Origin of the sequence: Tumebacillus algifaecis (assembly GCF_002243515.1) — a bacterium.
GTDB classification, from domain to species: domain Bacteria; phylum Bacillota; class Bacilli; order Tumebacillales; family Tumebacillaceae; genus Tumebacillus_A; species Tumebacillus_A algifaecis.
On the sequence record NZ_CP022657.1, the window covers coordinates 1305405 to 1325000 of the forward strand.

The 19596-nt window shown below is 52.8% G+C and carries 17 protein-coding genes and 2 other annotated features; of the genes, 15 read left to right on the forward strand and 2 right to left on the reverse strand.

Going from position 1 to position 19596, the window contains the following annotated elements; genetic code table 11:
* The first annotated feature begins 37 nt into the window (after positions 1-37).
* The 13 genes from CIG75_RS05970 (at position 38) to CIG75_RS06030 (ending at position 11461) form a co-directional block, all read left to right on the forward strand.
* On the forward strand, positions 38-724 hold the full coding sequence (locus CIG75_RS05970) for a response regulator transcription factor (protein ID WP_094235834.1): 687 nt from the start codon (positions 38-40) through the stop codon (positions 722-724).
* Positions 714-1982: a sensor histidine kinase gene (locus CIG75_RS05975; protein ID WP_094235835.1), complete on the forward strand. Its 1269-nt coding sequence runs from the start codon at positions 714-716 to the stop codon at positions 1980-1982. The genes CIG75_RS05970 and CIG75_RS05975 overlap by 11 nt, the downstream gene beginning before the upstream one ends.
* A gap of 153 nt (positions 1983-2135) precedes the next feature.
* On the forward strand, positions 2136-3056 hold the full coding sequence (gene ytxC, locus CIG75_RS05980) for a putative sporulation protein YtxC (RefSeq protein WP_094235836.1): 921 nt from the start codon (positions 2136-2138) through the stop codon (positions 3054-3056).
* A 257-nt stretch (positions 3057-3313) separates the two neighbouring features.
* On the forward strand, positions 3314-3835 hold the full coding sequence (gene infC, locus CIG75_RS05985) for a translation initiation factor IF-3 (RefSeq protein ID WP_094235837.1): 522 nt from the start codon (positions 3314-3316) through the stop codon (positions 3833-3835).
* Between the two features lie 25 nt (positions 3836-3860).
* Positions 3861-4058 (forward strand): 50S ribosomal protein L35, encoded by a 198-nt coding sequence (rpmI, locus tag CIG75_RS05990; RefSeq protein ID WP_094235838.1) that lies wholly within the window; start codon positions 3861-3863, stop codon positions 4056-4058.
* 44 nt (positions 4059-4102) lie between these two features.
* Positions 4103-4462, forward strand: a complete 360-nt coding sequence (rplT, locus tag CIG75_RS05995; protein WP_094235839.1) for a 50S ribosomal protein L20 — start codon at positions 4103-4105, stop codon at positions 4460-4462.
* A gap of 126 nt (positions 4463-4588) precedes the next feature.
* The gene (locus tag CIG75_RS06000) at positions 4589-5242 is read left to right on the forward strand and encodes a potassium channel family protein (RefSeq protein WP_094235840.1); all 654 of its coding nucleotides are present in this window, start codon (positions 4589-4591) and stop codon (positions 5240-5242) included.
* An 18-nt stretch (positions 5243-5260) separates the two neighbouring features.
* A complete protein-coding gene (locus tag CIG75_RS06005; protein WP_094235841.1) occupies positions 5261-6064 on the forward strand; it encodes a TrmH family RNA methyltransferase in 804 nt (267 codons plus the stop codon).
* Between the two features lie 278 nt (positions 6065-6342).
* Positions 6343-6699 (forward strand): DUF2512 family protein, encoded by a 357-nt coding sequence (locus CIG75_RS06010; RefSeq protein ID WP_157729414.1) that lies wholly within the window; start codon positions 6343-6345, stop codon positions 6697-6699.
* Positions 6700-6769: 70 nt separating this feature from the next.
* Positions 6770-7019: a binding site (T-box leader), on the forward strand.
* A 50-nt stretch (positions 7020-7069) separates the two neighbouring features.
* Positions 7070-8134, forward strand: coding sequence for a phenylalanine--tRNA ligase subunit alpha (gene pheS, locus CIG75_RS06015; RefSeq protein WP_094235843.1), 1065 nt, complete (start codon positions 7070-7072; stop codon positions 8132-8134).
* A gap of 15 nt (positions 8135-8149) precedes the next feature.
* Positions 8150-10576, forward strand: coding sequence for a phenylalanine--tRNA ligase subunit beta (pheT, locus tag CIG75_RS06020; RefSeq protein ID WP_094235844.1), 2427 nt, complete (start codon positions 8150-8152; stop codon positions 10574-10576).
* A 64-nt stretch (positions 10577-10640) separates the two neighbouring features.
* On the forward strand, positions 10641-10946 hold the full coding sequence (zapA, locus tag CIG75_RS06025) for a cell division protein ZapA (RefSeq protein ID WP_227874372.1): 306 nt from the start codon (positions 10641-10643) through the stop codon (positions 10944-10946).
* A complete protein-coding gene (locus CIG75_RS06030) occupies positions 10943-11461 on the forward strand; it encodes a CvpA family protein (protein WP_094235846.1) in 519 nt (172 codons plus the stop codon). Before zapA ends, CIG75_RS06030 begins: the two co-directional genes overlap by 4 nt.
* 82 nt (positions 11462-11543) lie before the next feature.
* Here CIG75_RS06030 and CIG75_RS06035 read toward each other — a convergent pair whose 3' ends face one another.
* A complete protein-coding gene (locus CIG75_RS06035) occupies positions 11544-11921 on the reverse strand; it encodes a phage holin family protein (protein ID WP_094238351.1) in 378 nt (125 codons plus the stop codon).
* A 114-nt stretch (positions 11922-12035) separates the two neighbouring features.
* On the opposite strand from CIG75_RS06035, the gene CIG75_RS06040 reads away from it, so the two are divergent.
* Positions 12036-14387 (forward strand): endonuclease MutS2, encoded by a 2352-nt coding sequence (locus CIG75_RS06040; RefSeq protein ID WP_094235847.1) that lies wholly within the window; start codon positions 12036-12038, stop codon positions 14385-14387.
* Positions 14388-14427: 40 nt separating this feature from the next.
* Here the strand turns inward: CIG75_RS06040 and CIG75_RS06045 are convergent, their stop codons facing one another.
* Complete coding sequence (locus tag CIG75_RS06045; RefSeq protein ID WP_094235848.1) at positions 14428-17634, reverse strand: transglycosylase domain-containing protein; 3207 nt, start codon at positions 17632-17634, stop codon at positions 14428-14430.
* 164 nt (positions 17635-17798) lie between these two features.
* Positions 17799-18012, forward strand: a binding site (T-box leader).
* Between the two features lie 49 nt (positions 18013-18061).
* Between CIG75_RS06045 and tyrS the strand changes: the two genes are divergently transcribed.
* The gene (tyrS, locus tag CIG75_RS06050; protein WP_157729415.1) at positions 18062-19306 is read left to right on the forward strand and encodes a tyrosine--tRNA ligase; all 1245 of its coding nucleotides are present in this window, start codon (positions 18062-18064) and stop codon (positions 19304-19306) included.
* Positions 19307-19596: the final 290 nt, after the last annotated feature.

The following is a 19596-nucleotide window of genomic DNA, read 5'->3' on the forward strand; positions in this document are numbered from 1 at the left end:
GAGCATGACACACACTGAAGAAAAGGGGGGCGGCATGATGAAAGTGTTGATCGTGGAAGATGACTCCGCGCTCTTGCAAGCGGTGGCAGATGTATTTGAAGAGGAGGGCTACCAGACCGACCGAGCTGATAACGGTTATGACGGGCTGTCCTTTGCGGAACAGGGCATCTACGACTTGCTGGTGCTCGACATCATGCTGCCTGGCAAAAGCGGGCTTGAGATCATCAAAACGTTGCGCAAAAAAGGCAGTGAGACTCCGATTTTGCTGCTCACCGCCCGTGACTCGGTGGAAGACCGCGTGAAGGGGCTCGATGTCGGGGCGGATGACTATTTGACCAAGCCGTTCGCGTTTCAAGAACTGCTGGCACGCGCTCGTGCACTGCTGCGTCGCAAAGGCGGTGTCGGCATCGATGGGGACATCCTCTGTGGACCGCTGGTGCTGCGTGCGAAAGAGTACGATGTATTTGTGGACGGTACACCGCTGAAGCTGACCGCAAAAGAATATAAACTCTTAGAATATTTGTTGCTCAACCGTGGCCAGATTTTGACGCGGGAGCAGATTTTTGACCGGGTCTGGGGATTCGACGTAGATACCAACATGGGCGTCGTCGATGTCTATCTGCACTATGTGCGCAAAAAATTGACTCCGCATAACTGCGACCACCTGATTCACACGATTCGCGGCGTCGGGTATATGTTGAAGGAGAGCAGTGATGTTCGCTAGGATTCGAAACAAGTTGGTCATCTTAAACGCCCTTGTTTTTTTTATCATTCTGATTTTGGGCAGTACCGCTCTGTATCTCTATATGGAACAGCGGTTGGTCGATCAGGTGGACGAAGGATTGCTTGAACTTTCGTATCGCGTACATGACCAATCGCGAGGTCCGTTTTACCGTCCGATCGGCAAAACGGTTGACCGTCCGCCCGTGCTGTTGGCTTGGACTGCAGAAGGAAAGCTGATCAATGCGAGTCCGGAACAGCAGGTGCTGGAAGAGGCGGACGTCGTAGGCTTTTATAAATTGGAAGGCAATCAACTCCCGCAAACGGTCAAATTTGGCGAGCACAGCTACCGTGTTTTGACGATGAACACCGGGGGAAATACGTTCCTTGAATTGAATGGTGGCACGCTTGCCGTGCGGATTGCCAAGGTGCAATTTGTCCGCAACATTGATTCGGAGCAGGCGATACTGGATCGTCTGTCGATGGTGTTGATCGCAGGCACGCTGTTTGGCGGGGTCTTGACGATCTTAGCCGGATTCTTTCTGGCCGGACGAGCACTGGTGCCGATTCGGATTTCGTGGGAGAAGCAACAGCAGTTTGTCGCCGATGCCTCCCATGAACTGCGCACGCCGCTCGCTGTGATTCAATCCCAGACCGAACTGCTGTTTCGCCATCCGGACCGCACCATTCAAGAGGAGAGCGAGAAAATTTCCAACGTCTATAAAGAGACGAGGCGCATGAAAAAGTTGGTGGGCGACCTGTTGACCTTGGCTCGTTCCGACTCGAACCAAATGGAAATCGAGCGCAAACCGTTGCAACTCGACCGCCTGCTGGCCGATGTGTCTTGGCAGTTTGCCCAGATGGCTGAGCTCAAAGAGATCAAGCTCACCACCGAACTGCAGCCAGGCTTGCACTTAGAAGCGGACGAAGCTCGCCTGCGCCAACTGCTGGTCATCCTGCTCGACAATGCACTCAAGTATACGAGCGAAGCAGGTCAGGTGCATGTGGCCTGCCATCGCGCATCGCACGGTGCGGAGTTGGTGGTTCAAGACACGGGCGAAGGGATTGACGCTGAGGACCTGCCGTTTGTGTTCGATCGCTTTTTCCGTGGAGATAAATCCCGCACCTCCTCAGATGGTGGCACTGGGCTTGGCTTGTCGATCGCCAAGTGGATCGTGGAAGCTCACCACGGTAAAATCCGTGTGGAAAGCGTACTTGGACGTGGGACAACCTTCACGGTGTTCCTGCCTGCGAAAAAGTAAACCGCTCCCCTCGTTTGGGAGCGGTTTTTTGGTAGGCAGACAATCTCTAGACATTCAGCCCCCCTATCAAATTTGTATAGGAGCCTTTCGACCTGCATACACTTATCTATAACACCTTGGACAGACAGGAGAGAGTTGAAAGGGGGGAGTGGCGTGAAGAAACTGACGGTTGGAGCGGAAAAATATGCAGGCGAGCTGTGCACGTGTCTGGAAATGGCTCGAAGGCGCTTGGAACGGGACACGGGCATTCGGCTGATCGGCGAACAATTTTCAAGGGGCGGTTACACATTTTTTACATATCGAGTGCGAGGGACGAGCGAAGGCGCAGAAGACGCCTGTATCGAACTTGTGATCGAAGCGCTGGCCGCCTCGATTGCAGAATTTATCACCGACGTGTGGGAGCGAAAGGAACTGCAAAAAATTGTGGCGGGGGATTTTTACTACTACGGAGCGGATGAAGTGGAATATCTGGCCGACTCTGCCGTCAAGATGCTGGCCGGATTGCTCGGCGCAAATGGCAAGCCGCTACGGGCGCAACATATCGCGCTGTCGGTGCAAGAGCAGTTGCGAAGCGGGCGTGACCTGCTGATCGAAGGTCTGCTGCGCTTTCGCATGCAGTCTTTGCAGGAAGATCTCCAGCGCGTCGCGATGCAGTCGATCGACGAATATCTGATGGATCTGGAGTATCAGGAGTTTGTGAAGATCCTGCGCTACTTTTTGGATGTGCAAGAACCGAGACTTCCGCTGTTACATATGGTATATGTAGATGAGGGTACGACCTGGTTGTTCAACGCAGCAGGCAAGCCGATCGAACCGGAGGACCTGAGCAGCTCTACCGTGCCGACCCATGGGGCTGGCCTGTGTGTTGAAGACATGCTGATGAGCACGTTGATCCATCTGGCGCCGGAGAAGCTGCACATCCACGCTGCACATTCAGATGATTCCTTGCCCCCACTGGTGGAGACGGTGACGAAAATCTTTGCCGGCAAGACCACGCACTGTCAGGGCTGTACGCTGTGCGACACGGTCCATCGCTGGGGAGATTTTCCAACAAAAAAAGCGACCGATCAGTAAAGGTTTGCTGTTGACAGCATGATCGCTTTTCAGGTATATTACATAAAGAAGTTTAATGACAAATACTCTTCAACCAAGAAGAAGCATCCCGCTTCTCACCCGCAGAGCGTCCGAATGGATAGTGACCGGGTTATGCGAACGTTTCAGTGCGATTTTTATTTGCGTCTGTAACCATGCGGGATGTATGCTTCCAATACATCCCGCATTTTCTTTTTTTCAGTACAATGTTAGGCCATTCGCTCTGGAGGTGACAGGTTATTAGCAAAGACGATGTTCAAATTAATGAGGGCATCCGCGCACGTGAGGTGCGGGTGATCGACGGGAATGGTGATCAGCTGGGGATTCTCTCGCTTCGTGAAGCGTTGCAGATCGCAGCGGACAAGAACCTCGACTTGGTCAACGTGGCTCCCACGGCCAAGCCCCCTGTATGCCGGATCATGGACTATGGCAAGTTCAAGTACGAGCAGAGCAAGAAAGAAAAAGAAGCTCGTAAGAACCAAAAGGTCGTATCCATCAAGGAAATCCGCATGACCCCGAATATTGAAGAACACGACTTCCAAACGAAGCTGCGCAATACGGTCAAATTCCTTAACGAAGGCGACAAGGTCAAAGCAAGCGTGCGTTTCCGCGGTCGTGAGATCACGCACCAAGAAATCGGGATCAAAGTTCTGACCCGTTTGGCAAAAGAATGTGAAGAAATCGCAGTCCTCGAGCGTGCACCGAAGCTGGAAGGCCGTTCGATGATGATCATCCTTTCGCCAAAAGTCACCAACAACTAAACTCAAGCAATTGGAGGTTCGCATCATGTCTAAAATGAAAACTCACCGCGGCTCGGCGAAGCGTTTCAAGCGTACCGGTTCCGGTAAGCTCTCCCGCAGCCATGCATACACCAGCCACATGTTCTCCAACAAAGAGCAAAAAGTAAAGCGCAAACTGCGCAAGCGCGGTACCGTTCATAAGTCCGACCAAAAACGTATCGAGCAAATGCTCACTTACCTGTAAGACTATTATTTTCTGTTTGAACACAGCATAGGAGGTTACTTAGAATGCCGAGAGTTAAAGGTGGTACAGTTACCCGCCGTCGCCATAAGAAAATCCTGAAGCTTGCACGCGGTTTCCGCGGTTCCAAGCATCGTCTGTTTAAAACTGCAAATGCACAGGTCATGAAGTCCCTGCTGTACGCATACCGTGACCGTCGCCAGAAAAAACGCGATTTCCGCAAACTGTGGATCGCTCGTATCAACGCAGCAGCTCGCATCAACGGTCTGTCCTACTCCAAACTGGTACACGGTTTGAAAGTAGCAGGCGTAGAAGTCAACCGCAAAATGCTGGCTGACCTCGCTGTTAACGATGCAGCAGCGTTTGCAGAACTTGCAAACCTGGCAAAAGCGAAAGTAAACGCATAATTTGCGTGAGGGGACCTGCATGAGCAGGTCCCTTTCTTTTTTCAGGGTTGTGAGGTTTGATCGTTCGGGGTATGCTACATAGAGTTAGTTTCAGAACGTGGCTGATTTTGGAAAGGAGGAGACAAAATGGCAAAGCAATTTGCGGTGGTCGGCTTAGGTCGATTCGGTACTTCTGTGGCGCGCACGCTTTATGATATGGGTTGTGATGTGCTCGGCATCGATTCGGACGAGGACCGTATTCAAGACATCGCAGATTTGGTCACACATGCGGTGACGGCCGATTCGACCGATGAAAACGCGTTGAAATCGATCGGGATTCGCAATTTTGACGTGGTGATCGTCGCGATCGGCAACGATGTGAAAAACAGCATTTTGACCACGTTGATCTTGAAAGAACTTGGCGTGCGGTTTCTTGTCGTCAAGGCGCAAGATGAACTGCACGGCAAAGTGCTGGAGAAGATCGGAGCGGACAAAGTGGTCTATCCGGAACGCGACATGGGGTATCGGGTCGCACACAACTTGATTTCGCCGAACATTTTGGATTACATCGAACTGGCGCCAGATTACTCGATCTACGAGTTGCAGGCACCGGCCAAATTTATCGGCAAGTCGTTGGAGCAACTCGATTTGCGCCGCCGCTATGGGGTTAACGTCATGGCGATCAAGCATGGCAAAGACATCAACATCTCCCCGATTGCGACCGACCTGCTGCATGAAGGGGATGTTTTGGTCGTGGTCGGGAAGAATGACGATTTAGATGAGCTGGATCAAAATCGATAAAAGGGTGAAGAGATTCTGATGAGATTTGAACAGATTACTTCGGTGAAGAACAACCGAGTGAAAGACTGGGCTGCTTTGAAGCAGAAAAAATACCGTACGCAAACGGGATTATACATTGCGGAAGGCGTCCGTCTGGTCGAAGATGCGCTGGCGTCCGGCGCGCCGATCGAAGCGATTTTGGTAAGCGGGGATTTGCAGTCGGGCCGTTATGACAAGATCGTCAACGGCGTGGCTTCACAGAACATCCAGGTTTACGAAGTGACCGAGCAGGTGATGGAGCATGTGTCGGACACGAAGACTCCTCAAGGCGTGATTGCGGTGCTTCGTCAAACGATTGGCGATCCGCACGACTTTTTGGAAAACAAGACCGACCCGCTGTATTTGGTTCTGGATGGCATTCAAGATCCGGGCAATCTCGGCACGATGATTCGCACGGCCGATGCGGTCGGGGCGACAGGCGTGTTTCTTGGCAAAACCTGCGTCGATTTGTACAACCCAAAGGTGGTCCGTTCGACGATGGGTTCGATGTATCATCTTCCGCTGTTCGAAGTTGACCTCGAGTTGTTTCTGCCGGCCATGAAACGCCAAGGCGTCCGTGTCGTCGGCACGACGACCGATGCCGACAAGACCGTCTTCCAGCATGACTTCACGATCGGCACGGCGCTGGTCATCGGTTCTGAAGCGCACGGACTGAGCGCTGGTATCGCCGACCTCGTCGATCACAGCATCGCTCTGCCAATGCCAGGACAAGCAGAGTCATTGAATGCGGCGATCGCGTCGTCTGTCATGCTCTATGAGGCACTTCGTCAACGCACAAAGTAAGAGTAAGCGCTAGGCACTCGAAGGGGTGCCTTTTTACGTGGTGTAGACGTGCAGAGAAGTGCCGAGTGGCATGTGGCATGTGGCATGTGGCATGTGGCAGTCAGCAGTCAGCAGTCAGCAGGTAAGCAGGTAAGCAGGTAAGCAGGTAAGCAGGTAAGCAGGTAAGCAGGTAAGCAGGTAAGCAGGTAAGCAGGTCTAAGCAGGTCTAAGCAGGTCTAAGCACCGCTTGCATGGTTTGGGTCAGTGGGGGACAAACTGTGTCTATGGGGGTGTTTGCAGTGAACCGACATCTGCTGGCGTTTGTGGTGAAATTGGGCTCGACGATCGTAGCGATGTATTTTATCGCGCTGTTTTTCCCGCTCTGGGGCAAGATGAATTTTCTGCACGCGCTGCTCCTCGGTTTGATCGTCGCGGTGCTAGGGTATGTCATCGATTTGATCATTCCGCGGGCCATCAATTCGATTGTTGCCGTTGCCGTCGATTTGCTGATGGCCACGCTGATCGTCTATGCAGGAAACTATTTTCTCTCCGGCATGAGCGTGTCTTGGACGTTCGCTTGGTTTGTCGGTCTGCTCGTCGCTGGGTTTGAGATTTTCTATCACGCGATGTTCGTCAATCGAGTGGAACGAGGCTAAATTAGACCATTTTGGTTGCAAAGCGTTTTTTCCTGTACTATACTATGTAATTAACAGCACAATCTAAATCTAAACAGCGATGATGGAGAGAGTAAGCGACTCTGGAAGCGTTCAGGGAGAGAATGTCATAGACTGAAAGCATTCTCACGCGAGCACAGACCGCCGAAGTTCACTCCGTAGCTGCTTGCCTGAACAGTTTTTCTAAACTTGCGTAGGGTGAGCCGGCAGCAGTCTGCCGTTACCTTTCAACGAAGTGGAGTCATGGAGTGTTTTTCCCATGCTCAAATAGGGTGGTACCGCGAAGACCTTTCGTCCCTTGTTGGATGAAGGTCTTTTTTATTTTTGGAATCGAGTGCAGGAGGGAACCACGATGAAAGAACAGCTTGTCATGCTGAAAGAACAAGCGCTGGAAAAGCTGAAAGAGCAGTCAACGCTGCAACAGCTCGGGGATTGGAAAGCGACCTACCTCGGGAAAAAAGGTGAACTGACCGCCGCCTTGCGCGGGATGAAAGACTTGAGCGCCGAAGAGCGTCCGGTCATCGGGGCGATGGTCAACGAAGTTCGTGAAGCGCTGGAACAGGCGCTCGAAACGAAAGAAGAGGCGCTCCGACGCGCGGAACGTGAAAAGCGGTTGCGCGAAGAGACGATCGATGTCACGCTCCCAGGCCGCGCGCTTCCGTTGGGCAGCGAACATCCGCTCAACCGTCTGATCCGCGAGGCGGAAGAGATCTTCTTGGGCCTCGGTTTCCAAATCGCAGAAGGCCCGGAAGTGGAGACGGACTACAACAACTTTGGCGCACTCAACGTGCCGAAAAACCACCCGGCTCGCGATATGCAAGACACCTTCTACATTTCGGAAGACATGTTGTTGCGCACCCAAACCTCTCCGGTGCAAGGTCGCGTCCTCCGCGCCAACGTCGAAGCTGCCAAGCAGCGTGGGGAAACGTCGCCACAGCCGGTGCGCATCATCGCGCCAGGGCGCGTGTACCGTCGCGATGATGATGACGCGACACACTCTCATGTGTTCATGCAGATCGAAGGGCTCGTCGTGGACCGCAACATCCGCATGAGCGATCTGAAAGGCATCCTGACCACATTCACCCAACAGATTTTCGGCAGCGATGTGTCGATCCGCATGCGTCCTTCTTACTTCCCGTTCACCGAACCTTCGACCGAAGTCGATGTCACTTGCTACTCTTGTGGGGGCGAAGGTTGCCGCATCTGTAAGCAAACGGGTTGGATCGAAATTTTGGGCGCAGGCATGGTACACCCGAACGTGCTGGAGATGGCCGGGTATGATCCGGAAGAGTTTACCGGATTTGCATTTGGCATGGGCGTTGAGCGGATTGCAATGCGCCGCTACGGCATCGAAGACATCCGCCATTTCTATACCAACGATGTGCGCCTGATGTCGCAGTTCAAGTCTCGGGTATAGCAGGAGGGAAAATCAATGAAAATCAGCTATCAATGGCTTCGTGAATATGTAGAAATTGACGATCTTACCCCGGAGCAGGTGGGAGCACTGCTCACCGACGCTGGCGTTCCGGTCGAAGAGTTCACCCCGCTCAACCTTGGGGTCAAAGGTGTCGTCATCGGCCACGTCTTAGAGACGCGCCAACATGAAAACGCCGACAAGCTCCGCGTGTGTACGATCGATGCAGGCACGGGCGAACATCTGCAAATCGTCTGCGGTGCACCGAATGTGGCACCAGGCCAAAAAGTTCCGGTCGCGGTGATTGGTGCTGAACTGCCGGGCGATTTCAAAATCAAAAGGGCAAAACTGCGCGGCGTAGAATCGCAAGGTATGCTCTGCTCAGCTAAAGAGATCGGTCTGGATGTGAAGCTCCTGCCGAAAGATCAAACGGAAGGTCTGTATCTTCTGCCGTCCGACGCACCGATCGGCACCGAAATCACCGAATACCTGTATCTGAACGATACGGTGCTCGAACTTGAGCTGACCCCGAACCGTTCCGACCTGCTCAACTACCGTGGTGTCGCGTATGAAGTGGCAGCACTGCTCGGACGCGAAGTGAAGTTGCAAGAAGAGCACCGTCCGCAAGGCACAGGCTCCGCTTCTGTCACCGTCCAAATCGACTCGGAAAACTGCAGCAAATATTCGGCGCAGGTGATCCGCGGTGTGACGATCGCTGAATCTCCGCTCTGGTTGCAAGCCAAGCTGTTATCGGTCGGCGTTCGTCCGATCAACAACGTGGTTGACGCCACCAACTTCGTGATGTTCGAAATGGGTCAACCGCTTCATGCGTTTGACCTGAGCAAAGTCGCAGATCAGACGATCATCGTGCGTCAAGCGGTCGATGGCGAGAAGCATGTCACCCTCGACGGTGTTGAGCGCAGCCTCGACGATTCGATGCTCGTCATCGCCGATCCGCAAAAAGTGATCGGGCTGGCTGGCGTCATGGGCGGTGAGAACTCCGAAGTCGATCAAGCGACCCGAGACATCGTGCTGGAATCGGCCTACTTCGATCCGGCGACCACCCGCAAGACGGGCAAAACGCTCGGTCTGAACTCGGAAGCGCAAAAGCGTTTTGAAAAAGGCATGATCGATCAAGGCATGGTCACGAATGCTCTGCTGCGTGCCGCCGAGTTGATCGTCGAACTGGCTGGCGGCGAAATTTCCGCTCATCCGGTTGAAGTAGTAAAACGTGCGGCCGAGCCTACTACCTTGTCACTTCGGACTGAGCGAGTCAACAAACTGCTCGGCACTGAGATCGCCGAAGAGGAAATGGTCGCGATCTTGCGCCGCCTCGGCTTTGAAGTTTCCGATGTGAAAGTGGAAGGCACCTATCAGGTGACCGCTCCGACCCGCCGTCCCGACATGGTGCGGGAAGCCGATCTGATCGAAGAGATCGCCCGCGTCTACGGCTATGACAAAATTCCGGTCACCTTGCCGGAAGGATCGCTCGTGCAAGGGCAACTCAGCCCGATTCAAAAGCTGCGCCGTTCCACACGCGAATTGCTGATCCACTCGGGGATGACCGAGGTGGTCACCTACTCGTTGATCAACATCTCCAATTTTGAAAAACTCGGTCTGGCTACTGCCGGTTACGAGAAGCAGTTGAAGCTGATGCACCCGCTGTCCGAAGATCGCAACTCTTTGCGCACGCACATGTTGCCGTCGCTGGTGGAAGTGGTGCAATACAATCGGAACCGCCGCGAGAACGACCTAGCGATCTTCGAGATTGGCAAAGTGTTCATCCCGCATGAGATCGACACGGAACTGCCGCAGGAACACTTTTGCGTAGCAGGTCTTGTCACGGGAAGTTTTTCTCCGATCGGAGTGGGTGAGAAGGCGCGTCCGGTTGACTTTTTCACCGCGAAAGGCATCGTGGAAAACCTGCTGATCGGCCTTGGCATCACCGGAGTGAGCTATGAGCGCACCGAACTGCCGGGCATGCACCCAGGCCGTACGGCACGCATCTTCCAAGGCGAGATGACTCTCGGCTTCGTCGGCGGGTTGCATCCAGAAGCGGAAGAAGCGGCCGAACTGGCTCCGACCTACTATTTCGAACTCGATGTCGAACGTCTGCTCGCCGCCAAACACGGTGCGACCACAATCACCGCATCACTTCCGAAATTCCCGAGCATGGAGCGTGACATCGCGGTGCTGGTCGATCTTGATGTTCCGGCGGGCAAACTGCTGGATACCATTTATGCGACTGGCGGCGAACTGTTGGTCAACGCGCGAATCTTCGACTTCTACCAAGGAGCACAAGTGCCAGAAGGGAAAAAATCGATCGCTTACTCGTTGCAGTATCGTTCCTCGGAACGCACGCTGACCGATGAAGAGGTCACAGCGGTGCATGACAAAGTGCTCGAGGCGCTCAAGGAATTGTATAACGCTGAACTTCGTGCCTAATTGGAGAAGGAATTTTTGCCATAGAAGGCGAAGAGTTTGGGGAATACAGAAAGGGGCGATTCCCTTGCCTAAGTATCCCAACGGATTTCAAGCCAACGAATCGAACAAGATCAAAGCTGTGATTTACGGCCAAGACTATCAAATAAAAGGCAAAGCCCCGATCGAACATCTGCGGCTTGTCGCGATGCTCGTTGACCACAAGATGAAAGAAATCGGCGAAGGGAATCCGCGGCTCGATTTAAACCGAGTCGCGGTGCTCGCCGCCGTCAACGTTGCAGACGAATATTTGAAGCTGCGCCAAGAGTATGAGGACCTGCTGCGCGTCCTCGAACCTCAGTCCGAACCTCATCCAGGAGATGGCGAAGAGTGACCGATCTTGTGATCGGCGCCTTCCTTGTGGTGGCAGCGTTAAACGGTTTGCGCAATGGCTTGGTCAAACAGATCATTTCGCTGGTCGGTGTGTTTGTGGCATTTTTCATGGCGCGCAGCTTTACTGACAGCTTGGCTCCGGTGATCGCTAGGTTTGTGCCGATGCCAACACTTGCGCCCGATCATCCGTTGCAACTGATTCCAGGGCTCAACTTGGAGTCACAATTGCACAACGGCATCGCGTTCATCGTACTGTTCCTCGTGATTTTCTTCGCGATCAAATTGCTCGGCAGCGCGCTCGACATGATCGCCAAATTGCCAGGGCTCTCGATTATGAACCGCTTGGCGGGGCTGGTGCTGGGGGCGATCCTCGGCGTAGTCGTCGCGGCCGTTTTGGTCAATGTGCTGGCGTTGCTACCTTATGAGGGACTGCAAGCTGCACTGGATGGATCGCGATTGGCACAGGAGCTTTTGATCAAGTTTCCGTTTTTTAAACTCGATTTGCCGACAGTCTGATCCGATTGTATCGACACAAAGCCCTGGAGCATACTCCAGGGCTTTTCTGTCGTTTCACGTTCGAAATACATTGCAGGAAGAGCTAGTCGTTGCGGCGTTCGCTGTGTTTTCCACCGCCCATCATTTTGCCTTTCAGGTTGCCCGGAATGAACAGGTCGATCAACCCGATCACCAGGGAGGCCAGAATGGCACCTAGCAGTGTGACGTGCATGCCCGGCACAAACCACTGGGCCACATAGATGACAGCAACACTGACGATGAATCCGACAATGCCGCGTCCATACGGCGAGATGTTGCGGCCAAAAAAAGCTTCGACCACCCAACCGATGATGGCAATCACCAAAGCGGCGAGAAGCGCAGATGTGAACGACAGGCGCTCAAAGCCTGGTACGAGCAGGCCGACCACCATCAACACCAAGGCGGAAACGATAAAGCGGACAATAGTTCCAAGGATTGTCATCTCTACTTCGTCCTCCTTTTCCATTGATGTGTCTTCCATGTATTCCGTATTCAGTAGAATGTCCATTTTTTTGAAGGATATGCTATAATAGATGAAATTTCGGGGGTGAAATTGATGAATGAACGAGTGCTACGAGTGCTCGAGTATGATAAAATACGCGGTCATGTTGTACGGTTGGCCAGTTCGTCATTGGGCAAAGCAAGAGCGCAGGAGCTTGCTCCTTCCGCTGATCTGGCCGAGGTTGAAGCCGGGCAGCAGCTCACAGAAGAAGGGGTCACCGTCTACCGTTTACGCGGTTTGATCCCGCTTGGTGGGATTCATGATAACCGCTCATTGATTCGCCGTGCGGCGCTTGGCGGCATGCTGTCCGCTCAGGAGATGCTCGATACGGCCGACACGATCATGGCCGGACGCAGGTTGAAGAAATTTTTGCAGGATACGAATGAAGAACAATCATTGCCGGGGATGATGCAGCTTGCGGAAATGCTGCCAGAGCTAAAGCAGCTCGAAGATGACATTCGCCAAGTGGTGGATGACAATGGTGTGGTTCGCGACACCGCTTCGGCTGACTTGCGCAAAATTCGTGGGGAGATGCGCGCCCAGCAAGCGCGGATCAAGGAGAAGCTGGAGTCGATTCTTCGCACGCCCGCTTATCAAAAGATGCTGCAAGACCCGATCATCACCCAGCGCAATGAGCGCTATTGCGTGCCGGTGAAGGTGGAGTATCGCGGTTCTTTTGACGGGATTGTTCATGATCAGTCGGCATCGGGCAGCACGCTTTTTATCGAGCCTGCTTCGGTGGTGCGCTTAGCCAATGCGCTCAAAGAATTGCAGATCAAGGAAGATCGGGAAGTGCAGCGCATTTTACATCAGTTGTCCGCACAGGTCGGCCAACATGCAGATGAACTGCAAGACGGACAGGACGCGCTGGCTGAACTCGATTTTATTTTTGCCAAGACCGCCTATGCGCGTGAACTGCGCGCCGTGCGACCCCAGATGAATGACCAAGGGATCGTGAAAGTCAAACGTGCCCGTCATCCGTTGATCGACCCGAGTGTGGTCGTGCCTTCCGATCTACGTTTGGGTGAAGATTTTATCCTGCTGGTGATCACAGGCCCGAACACGGGTGGTAAAACGGTGACCCTGAAAACGTTCGGGTTGCTCACCCTGATGGCGATGTCCGGTTTGCACGTCCCGACCGATGAAAACAGCGTTCTGTCCACTTTTGATGAAGTATTTGCAGACATTGGGGATGAGCAGTCGATCGAACAATCGCTTTCGACCTTCTCTTCACATATGACCAACATCGTAAAAATTCTGGATCGTGTGGATTTCCGCAGTCTGGTGCTGTTTGACGAATTGGGTGCGGGCACCGATCCGACCGAAGGCGCGGCGCTCGCGATGTCGATTCTCGACTTCTTGAAAGAGCGCGGGGTGCGGACCGTCGCGACCACGCACTATTCGGAGTTGAAAGGGTATGCGTATAACGAACCGAATGCGATCAACGCCTCTGTCGAATTTGATGTGCAAAGTCTGCGCCCTACTTACCGTCTGTTGATCGGGGTGCCGGGCCGTTCCAACGCGTTTGCGATCTCGGAGCGCCTTGGATTGCGTCGCGAAATCATCGAACTCGCACAATCGCGTTTAACCACTGAGGATGTGGCGGTCGATGAATTGATTCGCAAGTTGGAGCAGAATCAGCATATCGCCAACCAAGAACGCGAACAGGCAGAAGTGTTGCGTCGGGATCTGGAAGCGCTGATGGACGAGTTCGACAAAGAGAAAGAATCGTTCTACCAGCAGAAAGACCGCCTGATGGAACGAGCAGAAGAGGAAGCTCGCAAAGCGGTACAAAAAGCAGAAAAGGACGCGGCGGAGATCGTGGAAGAGCTGCGTCGCATTGCGGCTGAAGAGCGTGGGCAGATCAAGGAGCATCGTTTGATCGAACTGCGCAAAGAGCTGGAAGGCAAAGCGCCGAAGCTCAAACGGGAAGCGAAAAAGCCGAAAGCAATGCCGTCCGACCGTCCGCTGCAAACGGGCGACCATGTGGCGGTGGTGCATCTGGGACAAAAAGGTCACATTCTCGAAATCAAGGGCAATCAGGTACTCGTTCAGATCGGCATGATCAAGACCAAGGTGAAAAAGGATCAACTGGAACTATTGCCGCCAGAAAAAGAACCGACCCGCACCATCGTCGGACGCAAAAATGTGGAGGCCAAGCGGGTCAGTTTGGAACTCGATCTGCGGGGAGCCAATGTCGAAGAAGGCATCTATGCCATCGATAAACGCATTGACGATGCATTGCTGGGCGGTTTGAGCACGATTCATGTCATTCATGGTAAAGGCACCGGAGCCTTGCGCACCGGTGTGCAAGAATACTTGCGTACTCACCGCCAAGTCAAATCGTTCCGCTTTGGTGTGGAAGGCGAGGGTGGTAACGGGGTTACGGTTGTCACGCTGAAATAAGAAAAATCTCCCGACCTATCGAAATAGGTCGGGAGATTTTTTATTGTGATGGTATGCCGCTCGCGACGGCAGAAGGGGCAGATTGCTTGCCATTTCCATCGGTTGCGAGTATACGGTAGAAGTATTTTTGACCGGTGGAAAGTCCGGTGTCAAAATATCCGTTGTCGCTTGTCGTTCCAAGTGCAACCCAGGTTGCTCCATCGGTGCTGCGTTCGATCTTATAAGAGACGGCCCCTTTGGATAGCTTCCAACCGATGACGAGCGAATTGCCCGATTTCGGGTCGGTGACCGTTACCCCAGCGGGAGCCTGTACTGGCTGGTCAGGATTGTTTTCACCATCGTTGCCGTTCAGTGCGCCTGGTACAGCTGAGGACATATTCGATTCTTTACCGCCAGCGATCGAGGCGACTTTGTAGAAGAAAGTCACACCTGGCAAGGCGCTGACATCATCAAATGAGGTGCCGTTGCTGTTGCCGATTTTTTGATAGGAGCCAGCAGGTTCGGTGCTGCGATAGATCGCATAGCTGGTCGCACCTTGCGCCGGCTGCCAGAGCACGGTCACGCCCATCGTGCCCGCTTGGGTTTTAATCCCGGTTGGCGGTGCCAATTGTACGGCGCCTGGGGTGGCGGTTACCGTTTGACTCGGATCGGATTGCAGACCTTCTTTGTCGATCGAGACGATGCGGTACGCGTACAACTTGCCTTTTTGTACGGCGGTGTCGGTATACATCGTGTCTTTGACTTCGCTCACGATCTGGAAAGGACCGGCTTCACTGTCTGCACGAAGCACGAGGTAGCTTTTTGCATCTGCTACACGGTTCCAAGCGATCGAGATGGAGGAGTCGGACGTGTTGGTGATTTTTACATTGCTCGGAACGCGAGTGGTACCCAGTTCCTCGATGCCGCTGCGCGGGTCTTTGTCGCTCGGCAGTTCTTTTTCATGGTCGAGCGGCAGCCAGCGCTTGTCGTTGTTCGGCAATGTGTATTTCTCGCGCTTGATGAAGATTCCCTCTTTGACCAGATAGGAAGGAGTATCGTCTTTTGCGAGGTATTTCTTGTCGCCGACTTCATAATATTTAGCTTTGACGTGCACGGCACATTGCTCAGTCGGTTCGGTACCCGCGATGAACAACTCGGACGAGACCGTATGCTCCGCTTGGCAGAGTTCGGTTGGAATTTTCCCGGAGAGTCTGCAGACGGTCACTTGACGGACACCGCCCGGATTGCCAGGGAAGCTTTTGGTGCGGTTGTCGATCATCGGCAAAATGTCGGTCATGATCGAACTCCATAACGTCTTGGGCAAGTTCTTCTGATACGCGCTTTGCAACGTATAGGGGATGTTATAGCCAGCCCAAATGCCAAGGGTCACGTCAGGAGTATAGCCGACAAACCAAGCGTCTTTGTCAACGTCGGTAGAACCTGTTTTGCCCGCGACTTCGTAGCCAGAGAACTTCGCACCGATATCAGAGGCTGTACCTTTGCGCACAACGTCTTTTAACATATCGGTCAGGATGTACGAGGTGTTTGGATTGAATACTTGCGTTGTGATGCTTTCGTGTTTATAGATCGATTTGCCTTCGCGATCGTTAATCAGTTCGATCATGTAGGCGTCAGATGAAGCGCCCATGTTTGGAAGCGTTGAAAAGGCGTGGGTCGCTTCCGTGACGGTCAAGCCGTGCGAGAGACCACCGATGGCAGCGGCGAGGTTGGCATCGGTATCTTCGAGTGTGGTAACACCCATTTGACGGAGGAAATCAAGTCCGACCGCCGGAGTCAGATCATGGAATACTTTTAATGCCGGAATGTTGTAGGACTGTTCCAGCGCGGTGCGGACGGTCATCAATCCGTGGAATTTGCTGTCCCAGTTTTTCGGAAAATACTTGCCGTCTGCTGCGTTTAGATCGGGCCAGACCATCGGCACATCGTCGATGGCACTACCGGAGCCGATCATCTTTTTCTCCAGAGCTGGGCCGTAGACGGCGATCGGCTTCATCGTCGAACCTGGCTGACGGGGCTGAGTCGTATGGTTGACTTGGTCGATCTCATATTTGCGACCGCCGGCCATGCTGAGAATTTTGCCCGTTTTGTTTTCGATCAATGTCGCGCCGGACTGCATCATCGCATTCTCGACTTCGATCTGTTTCCCGGAGTTGTCGGTCACCGTGTAGGAGATGTTATCCGGATAAAGTTGGTCATTATCGATCACAGAGTCGAGCTTGTTTTGCATCTTGCGGTTGATGGTGGTGTGGATTTCATATCCGCCGCGAAACAGTGCTTCGCGCGCTTTGTCAAGCGAATCATATTTACCTGTATCGAACAGTTTTCCTGCTGCTCTCGTTTCCACTTCTGCAACCAGATGGGCAAACTCGCCGCCTTGGACTGACGTTTTTTCTTTTTGAGCCGTGATGTCGGCGCCTACATCGTACGCCTTGGCTTCCTGATATTCTTGTGGAGTGATAAATTGCGCTTCAAGCATCCCTTGCAAGATATACTCTTGGCGCTCTAAGGTTGCTTCAAAATTGGTATACGGATTAAATAAACTCGGATTGTTCGGCAACGCCGCTAAGACCGTGGACTGTGCCAGATTGAGGTCTTTGGATGGAATGCCGAAGATCGCTTTGGATGCCCGCTCGATTCCGTACAGATTGGACGGGCCGGACTTGCCGAAGTAAATCCAATTTAAATAGGTAAGCATGATTTCATCTTTGCCCAAGCGCTGTTCAAGTTGAATCGCCAGTGCTGCTTCCTGTACCTTGCGTTCGATGGAGCGTTCTTGCTCTGGGAACATCGCATTTTTGATCGTTTGCTGCGTGATCGTCGATGCGCCGGAGACAATGTTACCACCGAGCAGGTTTTGTGCTGTTGCACGGGCGATGGCGTACGGATTGACGCCGAAATGCTTGTAAAAATCTTTGTCTTCTGCAGCGACGAACGCATCAACAATATAGGGTGAAGTATCTTGAAGTGATTTGATTATTTCACGGTCGCCGTCACCTTGCAGTTCAAACATAAATTGACCTTCGCTGTCAAAAACTTTGGTCTTGGATGCCATGTTTGTGATCGCATTCAGATCGAGATCGGGAGCTTTCTTGACCAGCGACGCGACAAAGCCTGCCGCTGCACCCCCGCCAATGATCGCCACGGCCAGAAAGATGAACAAGAAAATTTTGACGAATTTAACCCAGCGTCTTTTCTTCTTCTTCGGTTTCTTTTTGTGCTGATCGGTTCGGGTGTTGTTCTCTTCCATAAATTGCGTCCTCCCCCTTATCTGTCTATTATACCACAGGTCAATCGGTGGACAAGAAAATGACAGGTTGAGTTGTTGGCGATCGGCTGCGCAGACTTGACAATCCCGTTTAGGCACTGGTATTATTTTCGAAGATATGCTGCTATGGATGACAAATTCATACAAAATAGGCAATGATGGAGCGAGTAGCGTTTTGTAGGATTGTGCAGAGAGCCGGTGGTTGCTGTGAACCGGACAGTCCGATCACGTGAAGTACACTCCGGAGCCGCTTGGAGGCAATGCCAAGCCGGTCGCGCGAGTGATCGTTACGTCAATGAAGGAGTTTCTATTTTTGAAACTGCTTAGGGTGGTACCGCGAGTTCAAACCTCGTCCCTATTGGGGACGGGGTTTTTTGTGTTTTCATCAGAAGATTTGGAGGGTAATGTCATGACAACTCAAGAGCAAAATCTCGATCCGCAGTTGCAGGCCGAAATTGATCGCCAACTGGCGACGATTCGGCGCGGCGCTGTAGAGATCATTCCGGAAGATGAATTGAAAGCGAAACTGAAGAAAGCGCTGACCAAAGGTAAACCGCTGCACATCAAATTAGGTCTCGACCCGTCCGCGCCCGATATTCACCTCGGTCACACCGTCGTGCTACAGAAGATGCGCCAGTTTCAAGACCTCGGCCATCACGTGACGATCATCATCGGTGACTACACCGGGATGATCGGTGACCCGACCGGCAAATCGGAGACGCGCAAGCAACTGACTCCGGAGCAAGTGAAAGAAAATGCGCAAACGTATGTCACACAACTCTACAAAGTGCTCGACCAGCAAAAGACTAGCATTCGCTACAATTCGGAGTGGCTCGCACCGATGAATTTTGCGGACGTCATCGGGCTGGCGGCGAAAACGACCGTTGCGCGGATGCTGGAACGCGACGATTTTGAGAAGCGCTACAATTCGCAGCAACCGATCTCCCTACATGAGTTCTTCTACCCGCTGATGCAAGGATATGATTCGGTAGCGTTAGAATGCGACGTCGAGTTAGGCGGCACCGATCAGAAGTTCAATCTGCTGATGGGCCGTATGCTGCAAAAAGAATATGGCAAAGAGCAACAGATCATTTTGACGATGCCGTTGATCGAAGGTCTTGACGGCGTGCAAAAAATGTCCAAATCGCTTGGCAACTATATCGGGATCGACGAGGCGCCAAATGAAATGTACGGCAAGACGATGTCGATTCCTGATGAACTGATGGCCAAATACTACGAGTTGGTCACCGACCTGCCGACTGAGGAAGTGGAAGCGATCAAGCGTGGTTTTGCTAGCGGCGAACTGCACCCGCGCGATTTGAAAATGCGTCTGGGCCGCGAGATCGTGCGCATGTACCACGGAGAGGAAGCGGCACAGGCAGCAGAAGAGAATTTCAAAACGATCTTCCAAAAGCGCGCATTGCCGACCGATATCCCGGAAGTGACCGTGGAAGCGGGAACTGTGTGGGTCGTCAAATTGCTCGTTGACCTCGGCATGGCTCCGTCCAACGGTGAAGCACGCCGTTTGGTGCAGCAGGGCGGCGTGAAGATCAATGAGGAAAAAGTGGATGCGGCCGATGCACAGATCGAACTGGCAGATGGAATGGTCATTCAGGCTGGCAAACGCAAATTTGCCAAGATCAAATTGGGTTAGATGAGCGAGAAAGAGACTCTCCGAGGAGAGTCTCTTTCTTCCTATATAGTAGGTTAGATGCTCAGGAATGGTTGATTCAGGGAATCTGGCGGCGTAAAAATAATCTAGTAGCAGGAGAAACTAGGGAAAGCAGATTACCTTAGGTTCTCTTGATGCACAGAAATTTAGCGCACGTTATGAGATTGTGCTGCCCTGTGGACGAAATAAGGAGAATGAGCGGGCACGCAATGGAGATCCAAGCAATCTAGGCAATCGGTATCTTTCTTACTACTTATGTGGTGATCGCTTCG

Bases quoted from the DNA above. Each gene is read 5' to 3' on its own strand.
- CIG75_RS05970 (WP_094235834.1), top strand. From the start codon at position 38: ATGAAAGTGTTGATCGTGGAAGATGACTCCGCGCTCTTGCAAGCGGTG.
- CIG75_RS05975 (WP_094235835.1), top strand. From the start codon at position 714: ATGTTCGCTAGGATTCGAAACAAGTTGGTCATCTTAAACGCCCTTGTT.
- rpmI (WP_094235838.1), top strand. From the start codon at position 3,861: ATGTCTAAAATGAAAACTCACCGCGGCTCGGCGAAGCGTTTCAAGCGT.
- rplT (WP_094235839.1), top strand. From the start codon at position 4,103: ATGCCGAGAGTTAAAGGTGGTACAGTTACCCGCCGTCGCCATAAGAAA.
- CIG75_RS06000 (WP_094235840.1), top strand. From the start codon at position 4,589: ATGGCAAAGCAATTTGCGGTGGTCGGCTTAGGTCGATTCGGTACTTCT.
- CIG75_RS06005 (WP_094235841.1), top strand. From the start codon at position 5,261: ATGAGATTTGAACAGATTACTTCGGTGAAGAACAACCGAGTGAAAGAC.
- pheS (WP_094235843.1), top strand. From the start codon at position 7,070: ATGAAAGAACAGCTTGTCATGCTGAAAGAACAAGCGCTGGAAAAGCTG.
- pheT (WP_094235844.1), top strand. From the start codon at position 8,150: ATGAAAATCAGCTATCAATGGCTTCGTGAATATGTAGAAATTGACGAT.
- CIG75_RS06035 (WP_094238351.1), bottom strand. From the start codon at position 11,921: ATGACAATCCTTGGAACTATTGTCCGCTTTATCGTTTCCGCCTTGGTG.
- CIG75_RS06040 (WP_094235847.1), top strand. From the start codon at position 12,036: ATGAATGAACGAGTGCTACGAGTGCTCGAGTATGATAAAATACGCGGT.
- CIG75_RS06045 (WP_094235848.1), bottom strand. From the start codon at position 17,634: ATGGAAGAGAACAACACCCGAACCGATCAGCACAAAAAGAAACCGAAG.
- tyrS (WP_157729415.1), top strand. From the start codon at position 18,062: ATGACAACTCAAGAGCAAAATCTCGATCCGCAGTTGCAGGCCGAAATT.